The 14,840-nt window shown below is 36.5% G+C and carries 15 protein-coding genes; 8 read left to right on the forward strand and 7 right to left on the reverse strand.

Annotation, left to right across the window (positions count from 1 at the left end):
- The first annotated feature begins 45 nt into the window (after nucleotides 1-45).
- On the forward strand, nucleotides 46-174 hold the full coding sequence (locus tag GS03_RS13425) for a hypothetical protein (protein ID WP_262712313.1): 129 nt from the start codon (nucleotides 46-48) through the stop codon (nucleotides 172-174).
- Between the two features lie 67 nt (nucleotides 175-241).
- Entirely contained in the window at nucleotides 242-1,156 is a 915-nt protein-coding gene (locus GS03_RS04140; RefSeq protein WP_136151308.1) for a hypothetical protein, read from the forward strand.
- A 163-nt stretch (nucleotides 1,157-1,319) separates the two neighbouring features.
- Here GS03_RS04140 and GS03_RS04145 read toward each other — a convergent pair whose 3' ends face one another.
- Nucleotides 1,320-1,670 (reverse strand): hypothetical protein, encoded by a 351-nt coding sequence (locus GS03_RS04145; RefSeq protein WP_210726620.1) that lies wholly within the window; start codon nucleotides 1,668-1,670, stop codon nucleotides 1,320-1,322.
- 432 nt (nucleotides 1,671-2,102) lie between these two features.
- Here GS03_RS04145 and GS03_RS04150 point away from each other — a divergent pair, with 432 nt between their 5' ends.
- From GS03_RS04150 to GS03_RS04160, 3 genes are all read left to right on the forward strand, one after another.
- Nucleotides 2,103-2,453: a hypothetical protein gene (locus tag GS03_RS04150; protein WP_136151309.1), complete on the forward strand. Its 351-nt coding sequence runs from the start codon at nucleotides 2,103-2,105 to the stop codon at nucleotides 2,451-2,453.
- An 83-nt stretch (nucleotides 2,454-2,536) separates the two neighbouring features.
- Entirely contained in the window at nucleotides 2,537-3,013 is a 477-nt protein-coding gene (locus GS03_RS04155) for a hypothetical protein (RefSeq protein ID WP_136151310.1), read from the forward strand.
- 226 nt (nucleotides 3,014-3,239) lie between these two features.
- Nucleotides 3,240-4,913 (forward strand): T9SS-dependent choice-of-anchor J family protein, encoded by a 1,674-nt coding sequence (locus GS03_RS04160; RefSeq protein WP_168710262.1) that lies wholly within the window; start codon nucleotides 3,240-3,242, stop codon nucleotides 4,911-4,913.
- Between the two features lie 113 nt (nucleotides 4,914-5,026).
- Here GS03_RS04160 and GS03_RS04165 read toward each other — a convergent pair whose 3' ends face one another.
- Nucleotides 5,027-5,479 (reverse strand): Hsp20/alpha crystallin family protein, encoded by a 453-nt coding sequence (locus GS03_RS04165; RefSeq protein ID WP_136151312.1) that lies wholly within the window; start codon nucleotides 5,477-5,479, stop codon nucleotides 5,027-5,029.
- 321 nt (nucleotides 5,480-5,800) lie between these two features.
- On the opposite strand from GS03_RS04165, the gene GS03_RS04170 reads away from it, so the two are divergent.
- Entirely contained in the window at nucleotides 5,801-6,145 is a 345-nt protein-coding gene (locus GS03_RS04170) for a toxin-antitoxin system YwqK family antitoxin (protein WP_136151313.1), read from the forward strand.
- A 72-nt stretch (nucleotides 6,146-6,217) separates the two neighbouring features.
- On the opposite strand, the gene GS03_RS04175 is transcribed toward GS03_RS04170, so the two are convergent.
- The 4 genes from GS03_RS04175 to GS03_RS04190 are packed head-to-tail and all read right to left on the reverse strand — an operon-like array spanning nucleotide 6,218 to nucleotide 12,801.
- Entirely contained in the window at nucleotides 6,218-9,688 is a 3,471-nt protein-coding gene (locus tag GS03_RS04175; RefSeq protein WP_136151314.1) for an efflux RND transporter permease subunit, read from the reverse strand.
- Between the two features lie 9 nt (nucleotides 9,689-9,697).
- The gene (locus GS03_RS04180) at nucleotides 9,698-10,837 is read right to left on the reverse strand and encodes an efflux RND transporter periplasmic adaptor subunit (protein WP_136151315.1); all 1,140 of its coding nucleotides are present in this window, start codon (nucleotides 10,835-10,837) and stop codon (nucleotides 9,698-9,700) included.
- 10 nt (nucleotides 10,838-10,847) lie between these two features.
- The gene (locus GS03_RS04185) at nucleotides 10,848-12,194 is read right to left on the reverse strand and encodes a TolC family protein (RefSeq protein ID WP_136151316.1); all 1,347 of its coding nucleotides are present in this window, start codon (nucleotides 12,192-12,194) and stop codon (nucleotides 10,848-10,850) included.
- A 10-nt stretch (nucleotides 12,195-12,204) separates the two neighbouring features.
- Nucleotides 12,205-12,801 carry a TetR/AcrR family transcriptional regulator gene (locus GS03_RS04190; protein ID WP_136151317.1) on the reverse strand — a complete coding sequence of 199 codons (597 nt, stop codon included), beginning with the start codon at nucleotides 12,799-12,801 and terminating at the stop codon, nucleotides 12,205-12,207.
- 146 nt (nucleotides 12,802-12,947) lie between these two features.
- On the opposite strand from GS03_RS04190, the gene GS03_RS04195 reads away from it, so the two are divergent.
- Together GS03_RS04195 and GS03_RS04200 are read left to right on the forward strand one after the other, a co-directional pair.
- Complete coding sequence (locus GS03_RS04195) at nucleotides 12,948-13,922, forward strand: polyprenyl synthetase family protein (protein ID WP_136151318.1); 975 nt, start codon at nucleotides 12,948-12,950, stop codon at nucleotides 13,920-13,922.
- Complete coding sequence (locus tag GS03_RS04200; protein WP_136151319.1) at nucleotides 13,915-14,271, forward strand: hypothetical protein; 357 nt, start codon at nucleotides 13,915-13,917, stop codon at nucleotides 14,269-14,271. The genes GS03_RS04195 and GS03_RS04200 overlap by 8 nt, the downstream gene beginning before the upstream one ends.
- On the opposite strand, the gene GS03_RS04205 is transcribed toward GS03_RS04200, so the two are convergent.
- The gene (locus GS03_RS04205; protein ID WP_136151320.1) at nucleotides 14,268-14,819 is read right to left on the reverse strand and encodes a hypothetical protein; all 552 of its coding nucleotides are present in this window, start codon (nucleotides 14,817-14,819) and stop codon (nucleotides 14,268-14,270) included. The genes GS03_RS04200 and GS03_RS04205 overlap by 4 nt on opposite strands.
- Between the last annotated feature and the right edge of the window lie 21 nt (nucleotides 14,820-14,840).

A 14,840-nucleotide genomic window follows, 5' to 3' on the forward strand; every position in this document is an offset into this window, starting at 1 on the left:
AAAATACTTAATAAATTTAAAATAATGGAAAGGAGGTGTAAAATAATGGCAAAAGATTCAGAAGGAAAAAAGTTTAACAGAATTCCAGCGCATACGAAAGTAGTTGATGGGAAGAAAGTAGAAGTAAAGGAACATATTAGAAGTAACAGAAGCGACAGTAAAGGTAAAAAATAGTGCGCTTAAATTGACAGGAATAATAATCAACCCCAACTTAGGTTGGGGTTTTAAAAAAATTAAAAAAATGAGAAAACTAGATTTTAATCGACATTTTAATGTCGCAGGTAATCCGGAGCATACAAATATTTTGTTGCTAAGTGATTTAGAATTATTTATAGATCCTTATAATATTGCAAATAATTTAAAGGATAGCATTGCAAAACAAGTATACATAAGAAGCAAGGCATTTTTAGAAGTTTTAAATAGGACCTACATAGTTCCTAACGATGCTACTAACGGCTTAGCCTTTCTTTCCCATCTTCAGGAAGCTAATGAATATGGATTTGGGTATTCAAAAACCAATAAAGGGAAAGGAATAGGTCCAACAAAGGCTGAGATTATCTTTGGTTCTTTAAGCAGTAATCTTTTTGCTAGAGCTGGCGTTTCAATAACTAATGAGGCGCATAATGTTCTTTTATTAGTTAAAGGGATTGGACCAGATAATATGTCAGATACACTAGCAAACGTTTGTAGAGACATATTTGCAGAATTTACATATCGGCAATGTTTGAAATATGGAATTCCGACATCTAAATTTGAAATTGAATATTTTGATGCAAAATCAAATTGTTGGATGAGTAAGGAAGTTGAATTGCCATCATACAAAGGGAAACGAATTATACTTGTACCTAAATTTATGATTGGTGGAAAGCGCGCTTACACGAGTGCCTATAATTGGTTTATTTCAAGTAATTACTTATCAAAGGAAATTTTAAGTGGTACCTTAAAAGTAGCAAATCCCAAAGGTTTCATTAATAAACTAAAAGATGGAACAAGAAAAGCTATTATCAAGAACATCAATAAACATTTCAGAAAGCCTAAGGGTGAATTAGTTGATTTTGTAAAAAGATATAATGGATCTTTGTTAGAGTTTCAAACTCATGTAAAAAACAATTTTCCAAATCTTAGTGATGATCAACTTTCTTTAATGTTGGGTTAAAAAAAATTTAATTGTATAGCTTATGGCAAAAAATTACTAAAAAAATCCTGTAAATTTTACAGGATTTTTTTATTTATATATATTTAAAATAGCATAGAAGGAGTTTAGCTTCAACAAAAAAACCCAGTCTCTCAACTGGGCTTTTACTTAAAGTAATTTTCTATCATAATTGTTTTTTTCCTGGTTTTTTTCGTTCACTTTTTTTTACGCCACCAGCCATTTCGTATTCCGAGCTATTCTTACCAAATCGGGTAGCTACTCCGGCTAGGATGCGTTCGTTCCAGTCTTTTATAACAGCGAGTTGTGCTATACAAACATTGTATAAATTATCTACTGTACTAAGGGCTGTGTTGTAAGCTTCAAGATTTGAAGTTAAGGTGCCTACTTGTGTTTCGTAGTTTGCAACAGTAATTCCGTTGCTTAGGTCTAACGCAGGGTCTATACTTTTTACCGCTGCCAATCGGGTTCTTGCTTTGTCAAGATCCATCACTCGCATTAACTTTTGTCGTGCCATGATTTCTAAAATTTAGTGATTAATAATTATTTTTTTTTGCTCAATTATCGAAAACCAAACTAAATGCCAAAGAAGAAAAAGACTGTTAATTTTAAGCGTTTCTTAAGAAAGGGATTTCCTATACTAAATAAATAGTACGCTAAATTAAAGTAAGTGTTTACCAAACAAAGAAAGGGGTTCATGAAACTAAATAAGTAGTACTCCAAACTAAATTGGGAGTTCCCAAAACTAAATTCAGCGTTCTCATTACAAAGAAAATAGTTCACTAAACTAAATTCAGCGTACTCAAAACTTAATTAATAGTTCACTGAACAAAGAAAGTAGTTCACCAAACTAAAGTAAGCGTACTCTAAACTAAATTGAGAGTAAAAGAAATAGGCCTTTAACTTTCCTTTACCACTCTCCACAGCAAATAAACCTTACTTTTGTCCCATGTCTACAAAGAAATTCATAGGGTTTGTGTCGTTACTGTTGCTTTTTAGCTTTTCAGTAACTGCCCGTACCGTCATTACTGTCAATGAATCTTCAGACAACCGAAAGGAAACCTTCCACAAGGCAGACCATTCCTTGCATAAAAACATGCTGCAGCCTCAGGTAATGCAGATTACTGTGCTGCCTGAACATTCGGCAAAACCGTTACCCTTTGCCTACAGTGCGCTGTGCTGCAGTGAAAGTATAAACCTGTCGTTACAACCTACAAGACAGGCCAATGTATTTATTCAGGATGTGAATCGCTGTGAAAGTGTATCGCGGCTCCTGTTTCCCTTTCATTATTTTTGGTAAAGACTTCCTTTTTTAGCAACTAAAAATCGAATACCGTCGCATCCTTCCGGATAGCGGCACTAACTTTATTAAAAACAATTATCATGGATACACCAGTTATCATTATAGGCCTTGTGCTTATAGCCATCGTGGTTTTCCCACTTTATTTTGTATTGAGGGCAAACCAATTAGACAAGAACCAAATCAAGACCCTTTTTGCCCAAAATAGTCAGGATAATAAATACCAATTCGAGCTTATAGCAACTCACAACAGAAAGGCTTTAGGCATAGATTCAAAAAAGAAAGGCCTCCTTTTTATTGATTTCAACCTTAAGGAACCGTATGTGTCCTTTCAGGATTTAAAACAAAGTGAAAGCTGTAAAGTGGCAACCTCAAGTCCGCAGGGAAAATCGAATGTGCTGAAAAAAGTGGAATGGTTTTTTATGTCAAAAAAAGGCATACCGCAAAGCAACACCGTACTTTTTCACGATGCCGACAACGATTATATTGTCCCTGTGTACGCGCAGGAAGAGCTCAAACTGGCACAGCAGTGGCAGGAAGTCATTCAGAAACATCTTTAAATAAGCAAAAGTCCAAAAGCCTGATACTAAACTATCAGGCTTTTTTGATTTAAAAAGATAAAGACACTCTCTGAAAAGTATCGGCAGGTGTTGTATCCTGATGGTTTTTTGGATTAACAGCAAACAACATAATAGTTTTATTTGTATGTTTACCATACACAATTTAATTTACTGAATGCTTCTGTTGGAAAATTCGCAGGACCATTCAGGGCTATTTTTTACCACAATGAAAAAATGCATCCGACTTAGTCTTGTACTTATCCTTTCCGCATTTGGCTCAGGCCAATTAAATGCACAAATTACAATCCTTGACCAGAGCATGCTTACCCAGGCAAGCTTTAATACGTTTACACCAGTGAGTGTTATTGGTGCTCAAGACTGGTATTTTGGGTCTTCTACTTATGGTGCGGTTTGCAGTGGCTATTATAGTGCACAAAACCACGAAAACGAAGACTGGCTTATTAGCCCTAATTTGAATCTGGCAGGAACAAACAATACAAAACTTACTTTTAGCCATACCCGTGGGAGCACTCCGTTTGTTAATGTAGGTGTTGCCGAAGGTTGGTATAAAGTTTTTGCAACGGCTAACTACAGTGGTGATCCTGCTACGACTGCATGGATAGAACTGACAGGCGTGAATCAAGCTATTACTGTGGGATGGCAGTTTGTTTCTTCGGGTGAACTTATCATTCCGGAAGCGGCTAAGTCAGCAAATTCACGTATTGCTTTCCGCTACCAGAGCAGCGCTACCCAAAGTGCAACCTGGGAAATAAAGAATGTCAAGGTTACGGCTGATGCGCCTGTAAACCCCAATACGAGTGAGTTCAAAATCACCAACTGGAACACCGAATGGCTGGGATGTACGGCTTTTGGACCTACAGATGAAAACCTGCAGTTTAGCAATGTTGCGGCTGCAATGCTGGCGATGGACTCGGATATCTATTGTATTCAGGAAGTTTCCAACTTGTTGACTAACCCATCTATCCCGGCACTTGTAGCTATTATGGGCAGTGATGTATGGGAAGGCAGAATTGTATATCCGAACGCTTATGACTGCGAACAAAGACAGGGTATCATATATAAAAAAGCACGAGTGCAGTATGTTTATTCGGCTATGTTAAGCAGTGGAAGTCCAGCTCAAGGCAATTCCTATTATTACAATTGGTCAAGTGGGCGCTATCCTGCGCGATACGATGTAAACCTTGTTTCGGGTGCTAATCTCATCCCTTTGTCTATCATAAATATCCATGCCAAGGCCGAAGATGGCGATGCTGGGAGCTATACACGCAGGCTGGGTGGTTCGGAGGCACTAAAAACCATTCTTGACGGAACCGGTTACAACACCAGAAACCTCGTTCTTATTGGAGATTTCAATGATTACCTTGTCGGAACTACAAGCAGTAACTGTAGCTGTACGGACTCGCCCTATAAAAATTTTATGGATGACGTAACAAATTATATTCCCACTACCCAGTATCTCAATGATGCGCATTGGAATCATCCGCTTATTGAGAATATCATATTATCTAATGAACTGTCATCAAACTACGTCATGAACAGTAGTGCCCAGGAAGTAGCCGCAGCCCAAAGCATAAGTGATTATTACAATACGACTTCCGATCATTTGCCTGTAAGCGCCCGTTTTCAGTTTTCAACATTGGCCACTCCTTCTTATTCCGTTCCAACTTCATTTACCATTTATCCCAATCCGGTTGCAGCCGAGTTAACATTTGAAGGAACTGCGCCCGAGGATGATGCAGCCATCATCTTATATGACCTAGCCGGCAGGAAGATGCGTTTTGAAAAAACAAATACGCATTCGCTTAATGTTGCCACACTGCCTTCGGGAATTTACATCTTAAAAGTAGGGAATAAGTTTGGACGTTTTGTGAAGAATTAGGGATTTTGTAATTGGGTACTTTCTGAAAAATATGCGCAGGGAGTTATTCAGAAACATCTTTAAATAAACAAGCGGGTCAAAAGCCCGCTTGTTATAATTTGTTTGTTTACCCATTAAGAAATTTCAATAAGTTTTGCCGGTTTCGGTAAAGCTTCTTCTTTTTTCGGAATGGTTAGATAAAGAATACCTTCGGTATACTGTGCATTTATCTTATCTACATCTACAATGTTTTCAGGTAAGGTGAAGGTTCTTCTCAACGACTCAAAGCTGAATTCTTTTCTGTGGTAGTTATCCAAATCGGTTTCCGATTGGGATTGTTTTTGGGCAGAAATGGTAAGTTGGTTTTTATCCACCTCTACTTTAAAATCTGCTTTGGTCATTCCCGGTGCCAATAGTTCGATGGCGAAGCTTTCGGTAGTTTCCTTAATGTTTACTGCAGGAATTACCGCATTGTTTTGGTCAAAAAAATTAAGATTCCCTTCATTAAAAGAATCACGATTAAAAAGGTTGTTTAAAAGCATCGGCCAGCTGTTGTTAATCATTGGCAGTCTTTTTAAAGTTTCCATAATAATTTAGATTTAAAATTAGACAATAATTATTTTTTTCTCTCCACAAACAAGTTTTGTGCCGACACTGTTTTCGGTGAAAAAATGACAGAATTTCGAAATGTTATAGTAATAAAAATGACAATTTTTCAGAAAATGGTGAGTATGCCCTGACTTTTAGTTTGGTTATAGTCAAAAGGCTAATACTAAAGTATCTGGCTTTTTTTATTTTCCAATGTTAAGTTTTCACTCAATGTTACCAAATTGTTAAGTAAAAGTTTTTTTAATGTAAAATAATGTATACATTTGTTATGTAATTATGAATACTTAAAACCTACAACTATGAAAAAGATAATGATTTTAGGCGCTTTAGCAATCTCAGCATTGACTTTTGCGCAAACAGGAAAACCATTTTTGGAACAAGAAGGGAACTTGGTAAAAGCTACTTACTACTATGATAATGGACAAATCCAACAACAAGGTCATTTTAAAGATGGCAAATTAGAAGGAAGTTGGGTTTCTTATGATACTAATGGAAATAAAAAATCTATAGGTGAATATACTAACGGAGAAAAAACCGGAAAATGGTTTTTCTGGAATGATAAATCACTAAGCGAAGTTGATTATTCAAACAGCAGAGTTGCCAAAGTGAAATCCTGGAGACAAGAAGCTCTTGCTAAAAATTAAAAAGTTAATTGTTTATAATGTAAAAAGGGAACCCAATTTGAGTTCCCTTTTTTTATTTATAGTTATCGGAAATTAAGCTTCTTCCAATTCTTTTCCTGCGTTTCTTTTGTCGCGTAACCAATATTTTACTCGTTTCACCAAGTAGAACATTACCGGAACCATTACTAAAGTTAGTACTGTAGCATAAGTCAATCCGAAGATAATGGTCCAAGCCAATGGTGACCAGAAAATAACGTTATCACCACCCATATATAAGTGCGGATTCAAATCAGTTATTAATCCGAAGAAGTCAAAGTTCAAACCAATCGCTAACGGAATTAATCCGAGAACTGCTGTCAAAGCCGTTAATAAAACGGGACGCAAACGCGATTTTCCACTTTCGATGATTACGGCTTTAATTTCGTCAAGAGATAAATCGTTATGCGATTCAACTCCTTTGTCGGCGACTTTTTTATCTAATAATAAGACAAAGAAATCCATTAATACGATTCCGTTTTTCACCACAATTCCCGCCAGCGAAATAATTCCCATCATGGTCATCAGCACAACGAAATCCATTCCCGCAATTACATAGCCGTAGAAAACACCACTGAAACTCAACAATACGGTAAACAAAATAACCAGTGATTTGGAAACCGAATTAAATTGCAGCACGATGATTATGGTAATTCCGGCCAAAGCCAAAAACAACGCATAAAACAAGAAACTTTGATTTTTTCCTTGCTCTTCCTGTACGCCGGAGAACGAATAGGTCACATCCTTTGGCATTTTGTAGCCGCTTAATTCGGTCGCAATTTGCTTGGTAATTTCGTCTCCGTTAAAACCAGTCAACACATTGGAATAAACCGTCAAAATACGTTTGTAGTTCTTTCTTTTGATTTGGTTATAGGTATCCGTTTTCTCTGTTTGTGATACTGCCGAAATCGGAACCTGCACAATTTGTCCGTTACTCTGATTTCTGAAAGTCAACGACTGATTGAAAAGTATATTTTCGCTTTTGCGTTGGTCTTCCTGCATACGAACCACAATATTATAATCATCATCGCCTTCTTTGTAAGTCGAGATTTCCTGACCATAAACCGAACGACGCAGGTTAAAACCTAACTGACCTGTAGAAACACCAACACTTCCGGCATTTACTCTGTCTACTTTTACTTCCAGTTCCGGACTTTCTTTATTTACATCAACATTCAGTTTTTCAATTCCGGGAATGTTTTTAGAGTCGATAAAAGCAATCAGTTTGTCAGCTTCCTTAAGCATCACATCATAATCAGTTCCGGTTAACTGAACACTAATCGGATAACCGGCTGGCGGTCCATTCGCGTCTTTTTCAACCGTCACATTCGCACCTGCAATACCTTTTACTTTCGCTCTGATTTCTTCTAAAACATCGGAAGTATTGTAACCTCTTCTGAATTTGTACTCGGAGAAATTCACCGTTACTTTCCCTTTAAAAGGCGTTTCCGAAGCAGAACCGGCATCAACATTTGGATTTCCTGCACCAACACCAACCTGAGAAACAATACTCTCGGCAAGGAAATTTTCATTGGTTTTTGGATCGATGTATTTACTCAAAATGCCAATCACTTGTTTTTCTACAAATAAGGTAGCTTTGTTTGTTTTTTCGATATCGGTTCCTTGCGGATATTCGATATAAACTATCGCCTGATTCGGGATATTATCCGGGAAGAACAATACTTTTCTCGGGAAAATCCCCAATAGCATGAAAGAGAAAAATAACATTCCGATAATAGTTCCTAATGCAATCCAGGCATTTCTTCCGGTTAATATTTTAGCTAAAAAGCTTTGGTATTTTTTCTCCATTCTTGGGAAAAAGTTATGCTGAAAATCCTGTGTCCATTGGTATAATTTGATTTTGTACAACCACATTAATCCAAGTGATATTATGGCTAAATGTCCAATCGCTCGGGCAAATTTCGAATCATAAATATTACCAAGCAACACAAATATCACCGCGATAATGGTAAAAATTATAGAATAAGTTTTAGCCGATTTTTTACTAACGTTTTTATCCTCAATATCCATCGAACCACCAGTCATGGCAGCATTTACAACCATCGCCACAAATAATGAAGCACTTAATGTTATCGTCAGTGTAATTGGGAAATATTTCATGAATTTCCCCATGGTTCCAGGCCAAAGCGCGAATGGTAAAAACGCCATCAAGGTTGTTGCCGTAGAAGAAATAACCGGCCAGGCAATTTCACCAATACCAATTTTCGACGCCTGAATTCGCGGCATTCCTTTTTTCATATTGGCAAAAACGTTATCGACAACTACAATTCCGTCGTCAACAAGCATTCCCAATCCCATTACTAATCCGAATAAAACCATCGTGTTTAGCGTTAGACCAAAGGCAGAAAGTATCGTAAACGCCATCATCATTGACAGTGGAATTGCCGCTCCAACAAACAAGGAGTTTCGCAATCCCATCGTGAACATCAATACAATCATTACCAGTACAATTCCGAAAATGATATGGTTTGATAATTCATCAACCTGATGTTCGACACGAGAAGATTGGTCGTTAGTAAGCTTTAGTTTTAAATCTTTTGGCAAATAATTTTCCTGTGCCAACTTGATTTTTTCTTTCACCTGCTCAATGGCAGAAATCATGTTTTGATTCGAACGTTTTTTTACATTCAGCATCACAACTTCTTCTCCTTTTTCACGGGCATAAGTTGTTTTCTCTTTTTCTTTGAAAGAAACAGTAGCGATATCTTTTAGGTAAACAGCTCCGCCATTGTGTTTTACAATAACATTCTCAAGTTCTTTCGGATCTTTGATTTCACCCACAATTCGGATGTTATTTCTCGAACCTTGCGAAATCAAATTCCCGCCTGAAAGCGTCATGTTTTCATACTTCACGGCATTTTGAATGTCGTCAAACGAAACCTGGGCTGCGGACATTTTGAAAATATCAACAGCAATTTCTACTTCTTTATCATCAACACCAAGAATGTCTACTTTCTTAACTTCCGGAATTTCCTCAATGTCATCCTGCAGTTTTTTACCATAGTCTTTCAACTGTTGTGTGGTATAATTTCCCTGCATGTTGATATTCAAAATCGGCACTTCTTCCGAAATGTTCAATTCGAAAACACTAGGTTCAACTTTACTTCCGTTGTCAAGATTTGGCCAATCGGTATCGGCTTTTACAAGATCAACTTTGTCTTTGATTTTGACTTTTGCTTCTTCAATTCCGATTTTATCAGCAAACTCGACTATAATCATTCCGTAATCCTGAAAGGAACTTGCCGTTACTTTCTCAACACCACTAATGTTTTTGATTTCTTTTTCGAGTGGTTTTACAATCAATTTCTCTACATCTTCGGCAGAATTTCCAGGAAAAACAGACGAGATATATACTTTGTTTTCGATGATTTCAGGGAAATCCTCACGTGGCATCGTAACATAGGCAATAACACCTGTGATTACGATTAAAAGGGTCAAGATATAAACCGTGACACGATTGTCAACAGCCCAACTTGATATACCGAATTCTTTACTTTGATGTGACATAGTTTAAGTTTAGAAATTAAGTTTCATTCCTTCTGAAATAGTATTCACACCTTCAGTTACTATAATATCGTTAGCAGACAAACCGCTTAAAATTTCAGTAACGTTATCAGATGATTTGCCAACGGTAACCACTACTTTTTTAGCCGTTCCGGTTTTTCCATTACTTCCTTCTACAACGTAAACATATTGGTTGCCTTTTCCGTCTTCCTGAATTACAGCAGTTGGAACAACAATGGCATTTTTGCTAGTATAATCTGTGATTTTTAATTTGGCAACTTGGTTTGGACGCAATAAGTTTTCCGGATTTGGCACACTAACTTCTATACCAAAAGTTCTGTTGTTTGGATTGATGTAACTTCCAACCTGACGTACTTTTCCTTTATAGGTTTTTCCAAGTGAGGCCAAATAAACATCAACCTGATCGCCAAGTTTCAATTTTCCGATATACGTTTCAGGAACCGAAGTCGAAACATACATGTTCCCAAGATTTACAATACGTAACAAACCGGTAACACTTGGCGCTACAACCTGACCTTTTTCGGCAAAAACTTCATCGATTGTTCCTGAAAATGGAGCACGAATAACTGTTTTAGCCAATTGTGCGTTGATTTGGGCAACCGCTTTTTGAGCAGAAACCATTTGCGTTTGCGCTTGTAAATACTGAATTTCAGAACCAATTTTTTTGTCCCACAGATTTTTTTGTCTGTCGAAAGTTGTTTTGGCTAAACTGTATTGATTTTGCGCACTTGCCAATTGGGAACTCATTCCGGCGTCATCAACTCGACCAAGAATTTGTCCTTTAGAAACCCGGTCACCGGCTTTAACGGTAAGTGATGTCAATGTTCCGCTGAATTCCGGTTGCACCAAGATGTTTTCTTTAGTGTTAACATTTCCCTGAATGTCAAGATAGTGATTGAAAACAGTATCTTTTACAGTTAAAACAGAAACCAAAGCTTCTTCTTTTTTAACATCCAAAGTTGCTAATGCAGCTTCTATTTTAGCAATATCAGCCTGAAGCGCTGTTTTCTTTTCGTTTAATGCTTTTACGTTTTTAGCGCTGATTAAATCGTCAATGTTTTCTGTTTTCGCTGCATTTGAGCAGGAAAGAAGAACGATTGATAATGCCGATAGATATAATAATTTCTTCATTTGTAATGGATTAGTTTTTATTTAATAGTTTTTCTAAAGTTGCTTTTTTGTTGATGACTTCCACCATTGATTTTAGGTAGTCTTGTTGTTTTGAATACAATTGTTGTTGGGCTTCGGTAAAATCAAAACTTGAAGAAAGCCCTTCACGGAATTTAATTTGCTGTTTGTTTTCGATGCGTTCAGCCAAACTCAAATTGTCTTTTGCAGTAGCATATTGATCCAAGCTGTATTCGTAGTCGCTTTTGGCGCTTTCGAACTGAAGTTTTAATTTTTGTTCAGTTTCTTTTAATTGTGTTTTCGATTGTTCCAAAGCAATTTTGGCTTGTTGTGTTTTGGCACTTCTTCCAAAGCTGCTGAATATTGGCACATTCAAACTCACACCAAGATTTGAAAAATTATTCCATTTCTGATCACCGTTTGCAAAAGTAAATTCGTTAGCAAAGGAATTGTAACCAAAGTTAAACGCAGCGCCAAGTGATGGTAAGGCTTTGCTTTTTTCGTACAGCATCATTAACCTTTTCGATTCCTGCATGTTTTGACCAATTTGATAATCAATGTTATTGGTAACATTAAAATCTTCTTTCAATAGTGCCAGGTCAAAATTGTTTTGAGTTAACGAGTTTAGATTATCGGTCAATGTTAATTGCTCTTCTAAATCAATGCCTAATACAAGTTTCAGCATATTTGACGAAATGGTTTTCATACGGTTAGAATATTGCAAAGCACTATTTATAGAAGACAATGTTAGTTGCAATTGCTCTACATTTTCTTCTTCAATAAGACCATTTTTATAAACTTCTTTGGTGTCGTTAAGTGTTTTCTCTAAAATAGCTTTGTTTTTTTCCAAAATCAAAACACTTTCCTGTGCTAACAATACGTTACCATAGGAATTAGTGACAATTTCTTTTAACTCCTGATTGGTTTTTATTTTGGCATTTTCAGAAATTTTTAAATAGGTTTTAGCCGATTGTAATCCAACCAAATAAGAGCCGTCAAAAATCAATTGACTCAATGTCAAGCCCGAATTCATTGTATGTTTTGTGCCAAACGCAATGGTTGAAACGCCACTTTGATCAGCAGCAGGATTGAAAGGATTTCCGGTAATCCCTTGTCTGGTAAACACAAAATTGTTTTGGTAACCAACGCTACCATTTATCTGTGGCAGACCTATAGTGGTAGTTTCCCATTTTTTCTTTTTAGCCGCTTCAATATCGCGATTCGCATTGATGGCCGAATAATTATGTTCGAGAGCGTGGTTAATAGCTTGTTGCAGACTAAAAGAATATGTTTCTTTTTTGTCCTGCGCTTGTAAAACACTTACAAGCATTACAAAGGTTATGATTAATTTGTTTTTCATAGATTGGTGATTATGTATGGTGAATTTTTATTTGTTTTTCTAATTCTAAAATTCCTTTCGGAGTTGCAATTGCTCGTGTATGATATTCTAGTGCTTTGGCTTCGAGTTCGTAGGCGTCTTTTTCCATTTTGGTAGTTTCATTGATTGAAAAAATCAAGGTGTAATAAAATTTTACGGCTGCTTCAACATCAGTTTCTTTTCTGTATAAACCCTCTGATATTCCTTTTTCAATATTGCCGCGAAAGAATCGACTGCAATCTTCTATTTCGTTAGCCATCATTTTTTCATAAATCTCAGGGTAATGTTTTTTGAGCTGATAGGCTGGAGATTGGTCAAACGACTGAAACATTTGTTTGAACATTTCACGCATTTGAAAATTTTCGGCAATGGCATTGTGGTTTTGAGAAATCACTTCTTCCATAAGTGCATGAATATTTTGATGTACCACTTCGGTTCCTTCTTCAATCAACGTTTCTTTGTTGCTGAAATATTTGTATATCGTTTTTTTGGAAATACACATCTCACCCGCAATATCATCCATAGTGACACTCTTGAACCCAAGTTTCAGGAACATGTCGGTTGCTTTTTTGATGATTTTATCTTTCATGATATGTTAAAAATTATGGTGCAAATGTAATATGGAAACTTTAAACACTAAAATAGTTTCCAAAGTATTAACGTAAATTTAACATTGGCAAAAAGCACACTTTTGTAATCGGGCAGAATAACCTAAATTAGCCGAAAATAATTTTCATGCACGCGATATCGCATTATCAGGACATAGTCACAGCACATTTTAAATCGTTAGCTTTAAAGAAAGAGCCAAAAAACTTATACGAACCTATTCAGTATATTCTTTCGCTTGGCGGAAAAAGATTGCGTCCGGTTTTGACATTAATGAGCGCCGAAGTTTTTGATGTAGATTGCCAAAAAGCATTACAGGCAGCCACAGCGGTTGAGGTTTTTCATAATTTTTCTTTAATTCATGATGACATTATGGATGACGCGCCATTGCGAAGAGGGAATGAAACCGTACATGAAAAATGGAATATCAATACCGGAATTCTTTCCGGTGATGCGATGCTGATTTTAGCCTATCAATATTTTGAAGAATACGAGCCAACAATTTTCAGGGAATTAGCCAAATTATTCAGCAAAACGGCTTTAGAAGTTTGCGAAGGACAACAATACGACGTCGATTTTGAAACACGCGATGATGTTACGATTGCTGAATATTTGAAAATGATTGAATATAAAACTGCCGTTTTGGTTGGCGCTTCCATGAAAATGGGTGCGATTGTAGCCCAAACATCAGTCGAAAATGCAAATGCTATTTATGATTTTGGACTGAATTTAGGAATTGCATTCCAGTTGCAGGACGATTATTTAGATGCTTTTGGTAATCCGGAAACCTTCGGAAAGCAGGTTGGCGGCGATATCATCGAAAACAAAAAAACCTATTTGTATCTAAAGGCAATGGAATTTGCATCGGCAAATGAGAAAGAACAATTACTGCATTTATTCTCCATTCAACCAAGCGATAATACGGATAAAATTAGTTCGGTTAAGGAAATTTTTAATCAAACCGGAGCTTCAGAAGCCACTCAAAATGCTATTCAAAATTATACTTTCAAAGCATTTGAAACCTTAGAAAAAATGAATATTGGCAATGATAAGAAAGCGATTCTGAAAGCGTTTGGCGAAAAATTAATGAGTAGAAATGTCTAGTTTTATTGCACCATCAACAACTGAAGATTTACTTTCGGAAGCTGAAAAAGAAAACCTGTATTCCAAATTGATTGAGCAAATCAATAAAGATTTCAACTTTGCCAATGAAGCTGTTGATTTTCCGCAAAGCACCACTCCGCATGAACTTAAAGTACAGCTGCACGAAAAAATTTATCGCTTGATTCAGTATAAATACGCCGAATTGCTCAACTTGCTTTACATCATCGACGTGCCGGAAGATAACGTCAAACAGTTAGATGGTTCAGATACAGTAGAACTTTCGGAACAAATTGCCTTTTTAGTTTTAAAACGAGAATGGATGAAAGTTTGGTATAGAAGTAAGTTTTAAAAAAACACTCTGACAAACGGCATAAAGGCACTGCCGTAAATATCTTCTTTTTTGTCATAAAGCAAGTTGACACGCGCACCAATCGTAACGTCGCCTTCCTGATAACCTCCGCCAAAAAACAAACCGGTATTCCAAAAACTGCGTTTGTAATCTCCGCCTAATTCCATGTATTTGTTGTTGACGCTTACTTCTGCTAACTCCAGTGAAAATTGAATTTCTTCTATCGGACTGTATATTCCAATCAAATTTCCGCCATAAACATTAGAAGAATAATAATGCTTTTGCTTCAAATTACTGTATTGCAATCCGACTCCAAAAGCAAAATGGTCATTAAAATTATAAATAGCACTTGGCGCAACAGTAATATCTGTGTAATCGTTGCCAAAGGAAGCACCAAGACCGCCTCCAAATTGAACATGTTCCCAAAATTGACCGGTTTTTGCTTTTGGCAATGGCTTTTCTTCTTGGGCATAAAATGAACAGGAAAATGTTAAAAAAACAAATAGAAAAACAGTTTTAGTGCAATCGATTAACTTAAAGTTGTTCATGAATGTTTTTAATTAAAATTT

The organism is Flavobacterium sangjuense (genome assembly GCF_004797125.1).
Taxonomy (GTDB): Bacteria; Bacteroidota; Bacteroidia; order Flavobacteriales; family Flavobacteriaceae; genus Flavobacterium; species Flavobacterium sangjuense.

What these genes read in the sequence shown, in the direction of transcription:
- GS03_RS13425 (WP_262712313.1), top strand. Translation starts at nt 46, where the DNA reads ATGGCAAAAGATTCAGAAGGAAAAAAGTTTAACAGAATTCCAGCGCAT.
- GS03_RS04140 (WP_136151308.1), top strand. Translation starts at nt 242, where the DNA reads ATGAGAAAACTAGATTTTAATCGACATTTTAATGTCGCAGGTAATCCG.
- GS03_RS04145 (WP_210726620.1), bottom strand. Translation starts at nt 1,670, where the DNA reads ATGGCACGACAAAAGTTAATGCGAGTGATGGATCTTGACAAAGCAAGA.
- GS03_RS04150 (WP_136151309.1), top strand. Translation starts at nt 2,103, where the DNA reads ATGTCTACAAAGAAATTCATAGGGTTTGTGTCGTTACTGTTGCTTTTT.
- GS03_RS04155 (WP_136151310.1), top strand. Translation starts at nt 2,537, where the DNA reads ATGGATACACCAGTTATCATTATAGGCCTTGTGCTTATAGCCATCGTG.
- GS03_RS04160 (WP_168710262.1), top strand. Translation starts at nt 3,240, where the DNA reads ATGAAAAAATGCATCCGACTTAGTCTTGTACTTATCCTTTCCGCATTT.
- GS03_RS04165 (WP_136151312.1), bottom strand. Translation starts at nt 5,479, where the DNA reads ATGGAAACTTTAAAAAGACTGCCAATGATTAACAACAGCTGGCCGATG.
- GS03_RS04170 (WP_136151313.1), top strand. Translation starts at nt 5,801, where the DNA reads ATGAAAAAGATAATGATTTTAGGCGCTTTAGCAATCTCAGCATTGACT.
- GS03_RS04175 (WP_136151314.1), bottom strand. Translation starts at nt 9,688, where the DNA reads ATGTCACATCAAAGTAAAGAATTCGGTATATCAAGTTGGGCTGTTGAC.
- GS03_RS04180 (WP_136151315.1), bottom strand. Translation starts at nt 10,837, where the DNA reads ATGAAGAAATTATTATATCTATCGGCATTATCAATCGTTCTTCTTTCC.
- GS03_RS04185 (WP_136151316.1), bottom strand. Translation starts at nt 12,194, where the DNA reads ATGAAAAACAAATTAATCATAACCTTTGTAATGCTTGTAAGTGTTTTA.
- GS03_RS04190 (WP_136151317.1), bottom strand. Translation starts at nt 12,801, where the DNA reads ATGAAAGATAAAATCATCAAAAAAGCAACCGACATGTTCCTGAAACTT.
- GS03_RS04195 (WP_136151318.1), top strand. Translation starts at nt 12,948, where the DNA reads ATGCACGCGATATCGCATTATCAGGACATAGTCACAGCACATTTTAAA.
- GS03_RS04200 (WP_136151319.1), top strand. Translation starts at nt 13,915, where the DNA reads ATGTCTAGTTTTATTGCACCATCAACAACTGAAGATTTACTTTCGGAA.
- GS03_RS04205 (WP_136151320.1), bottom strand. Translation starts at nt 14,819, where the DNA reads ATGAACAACTTTAAGTTAATCGATTGCACTAAAACTGTTTTTCTATTT.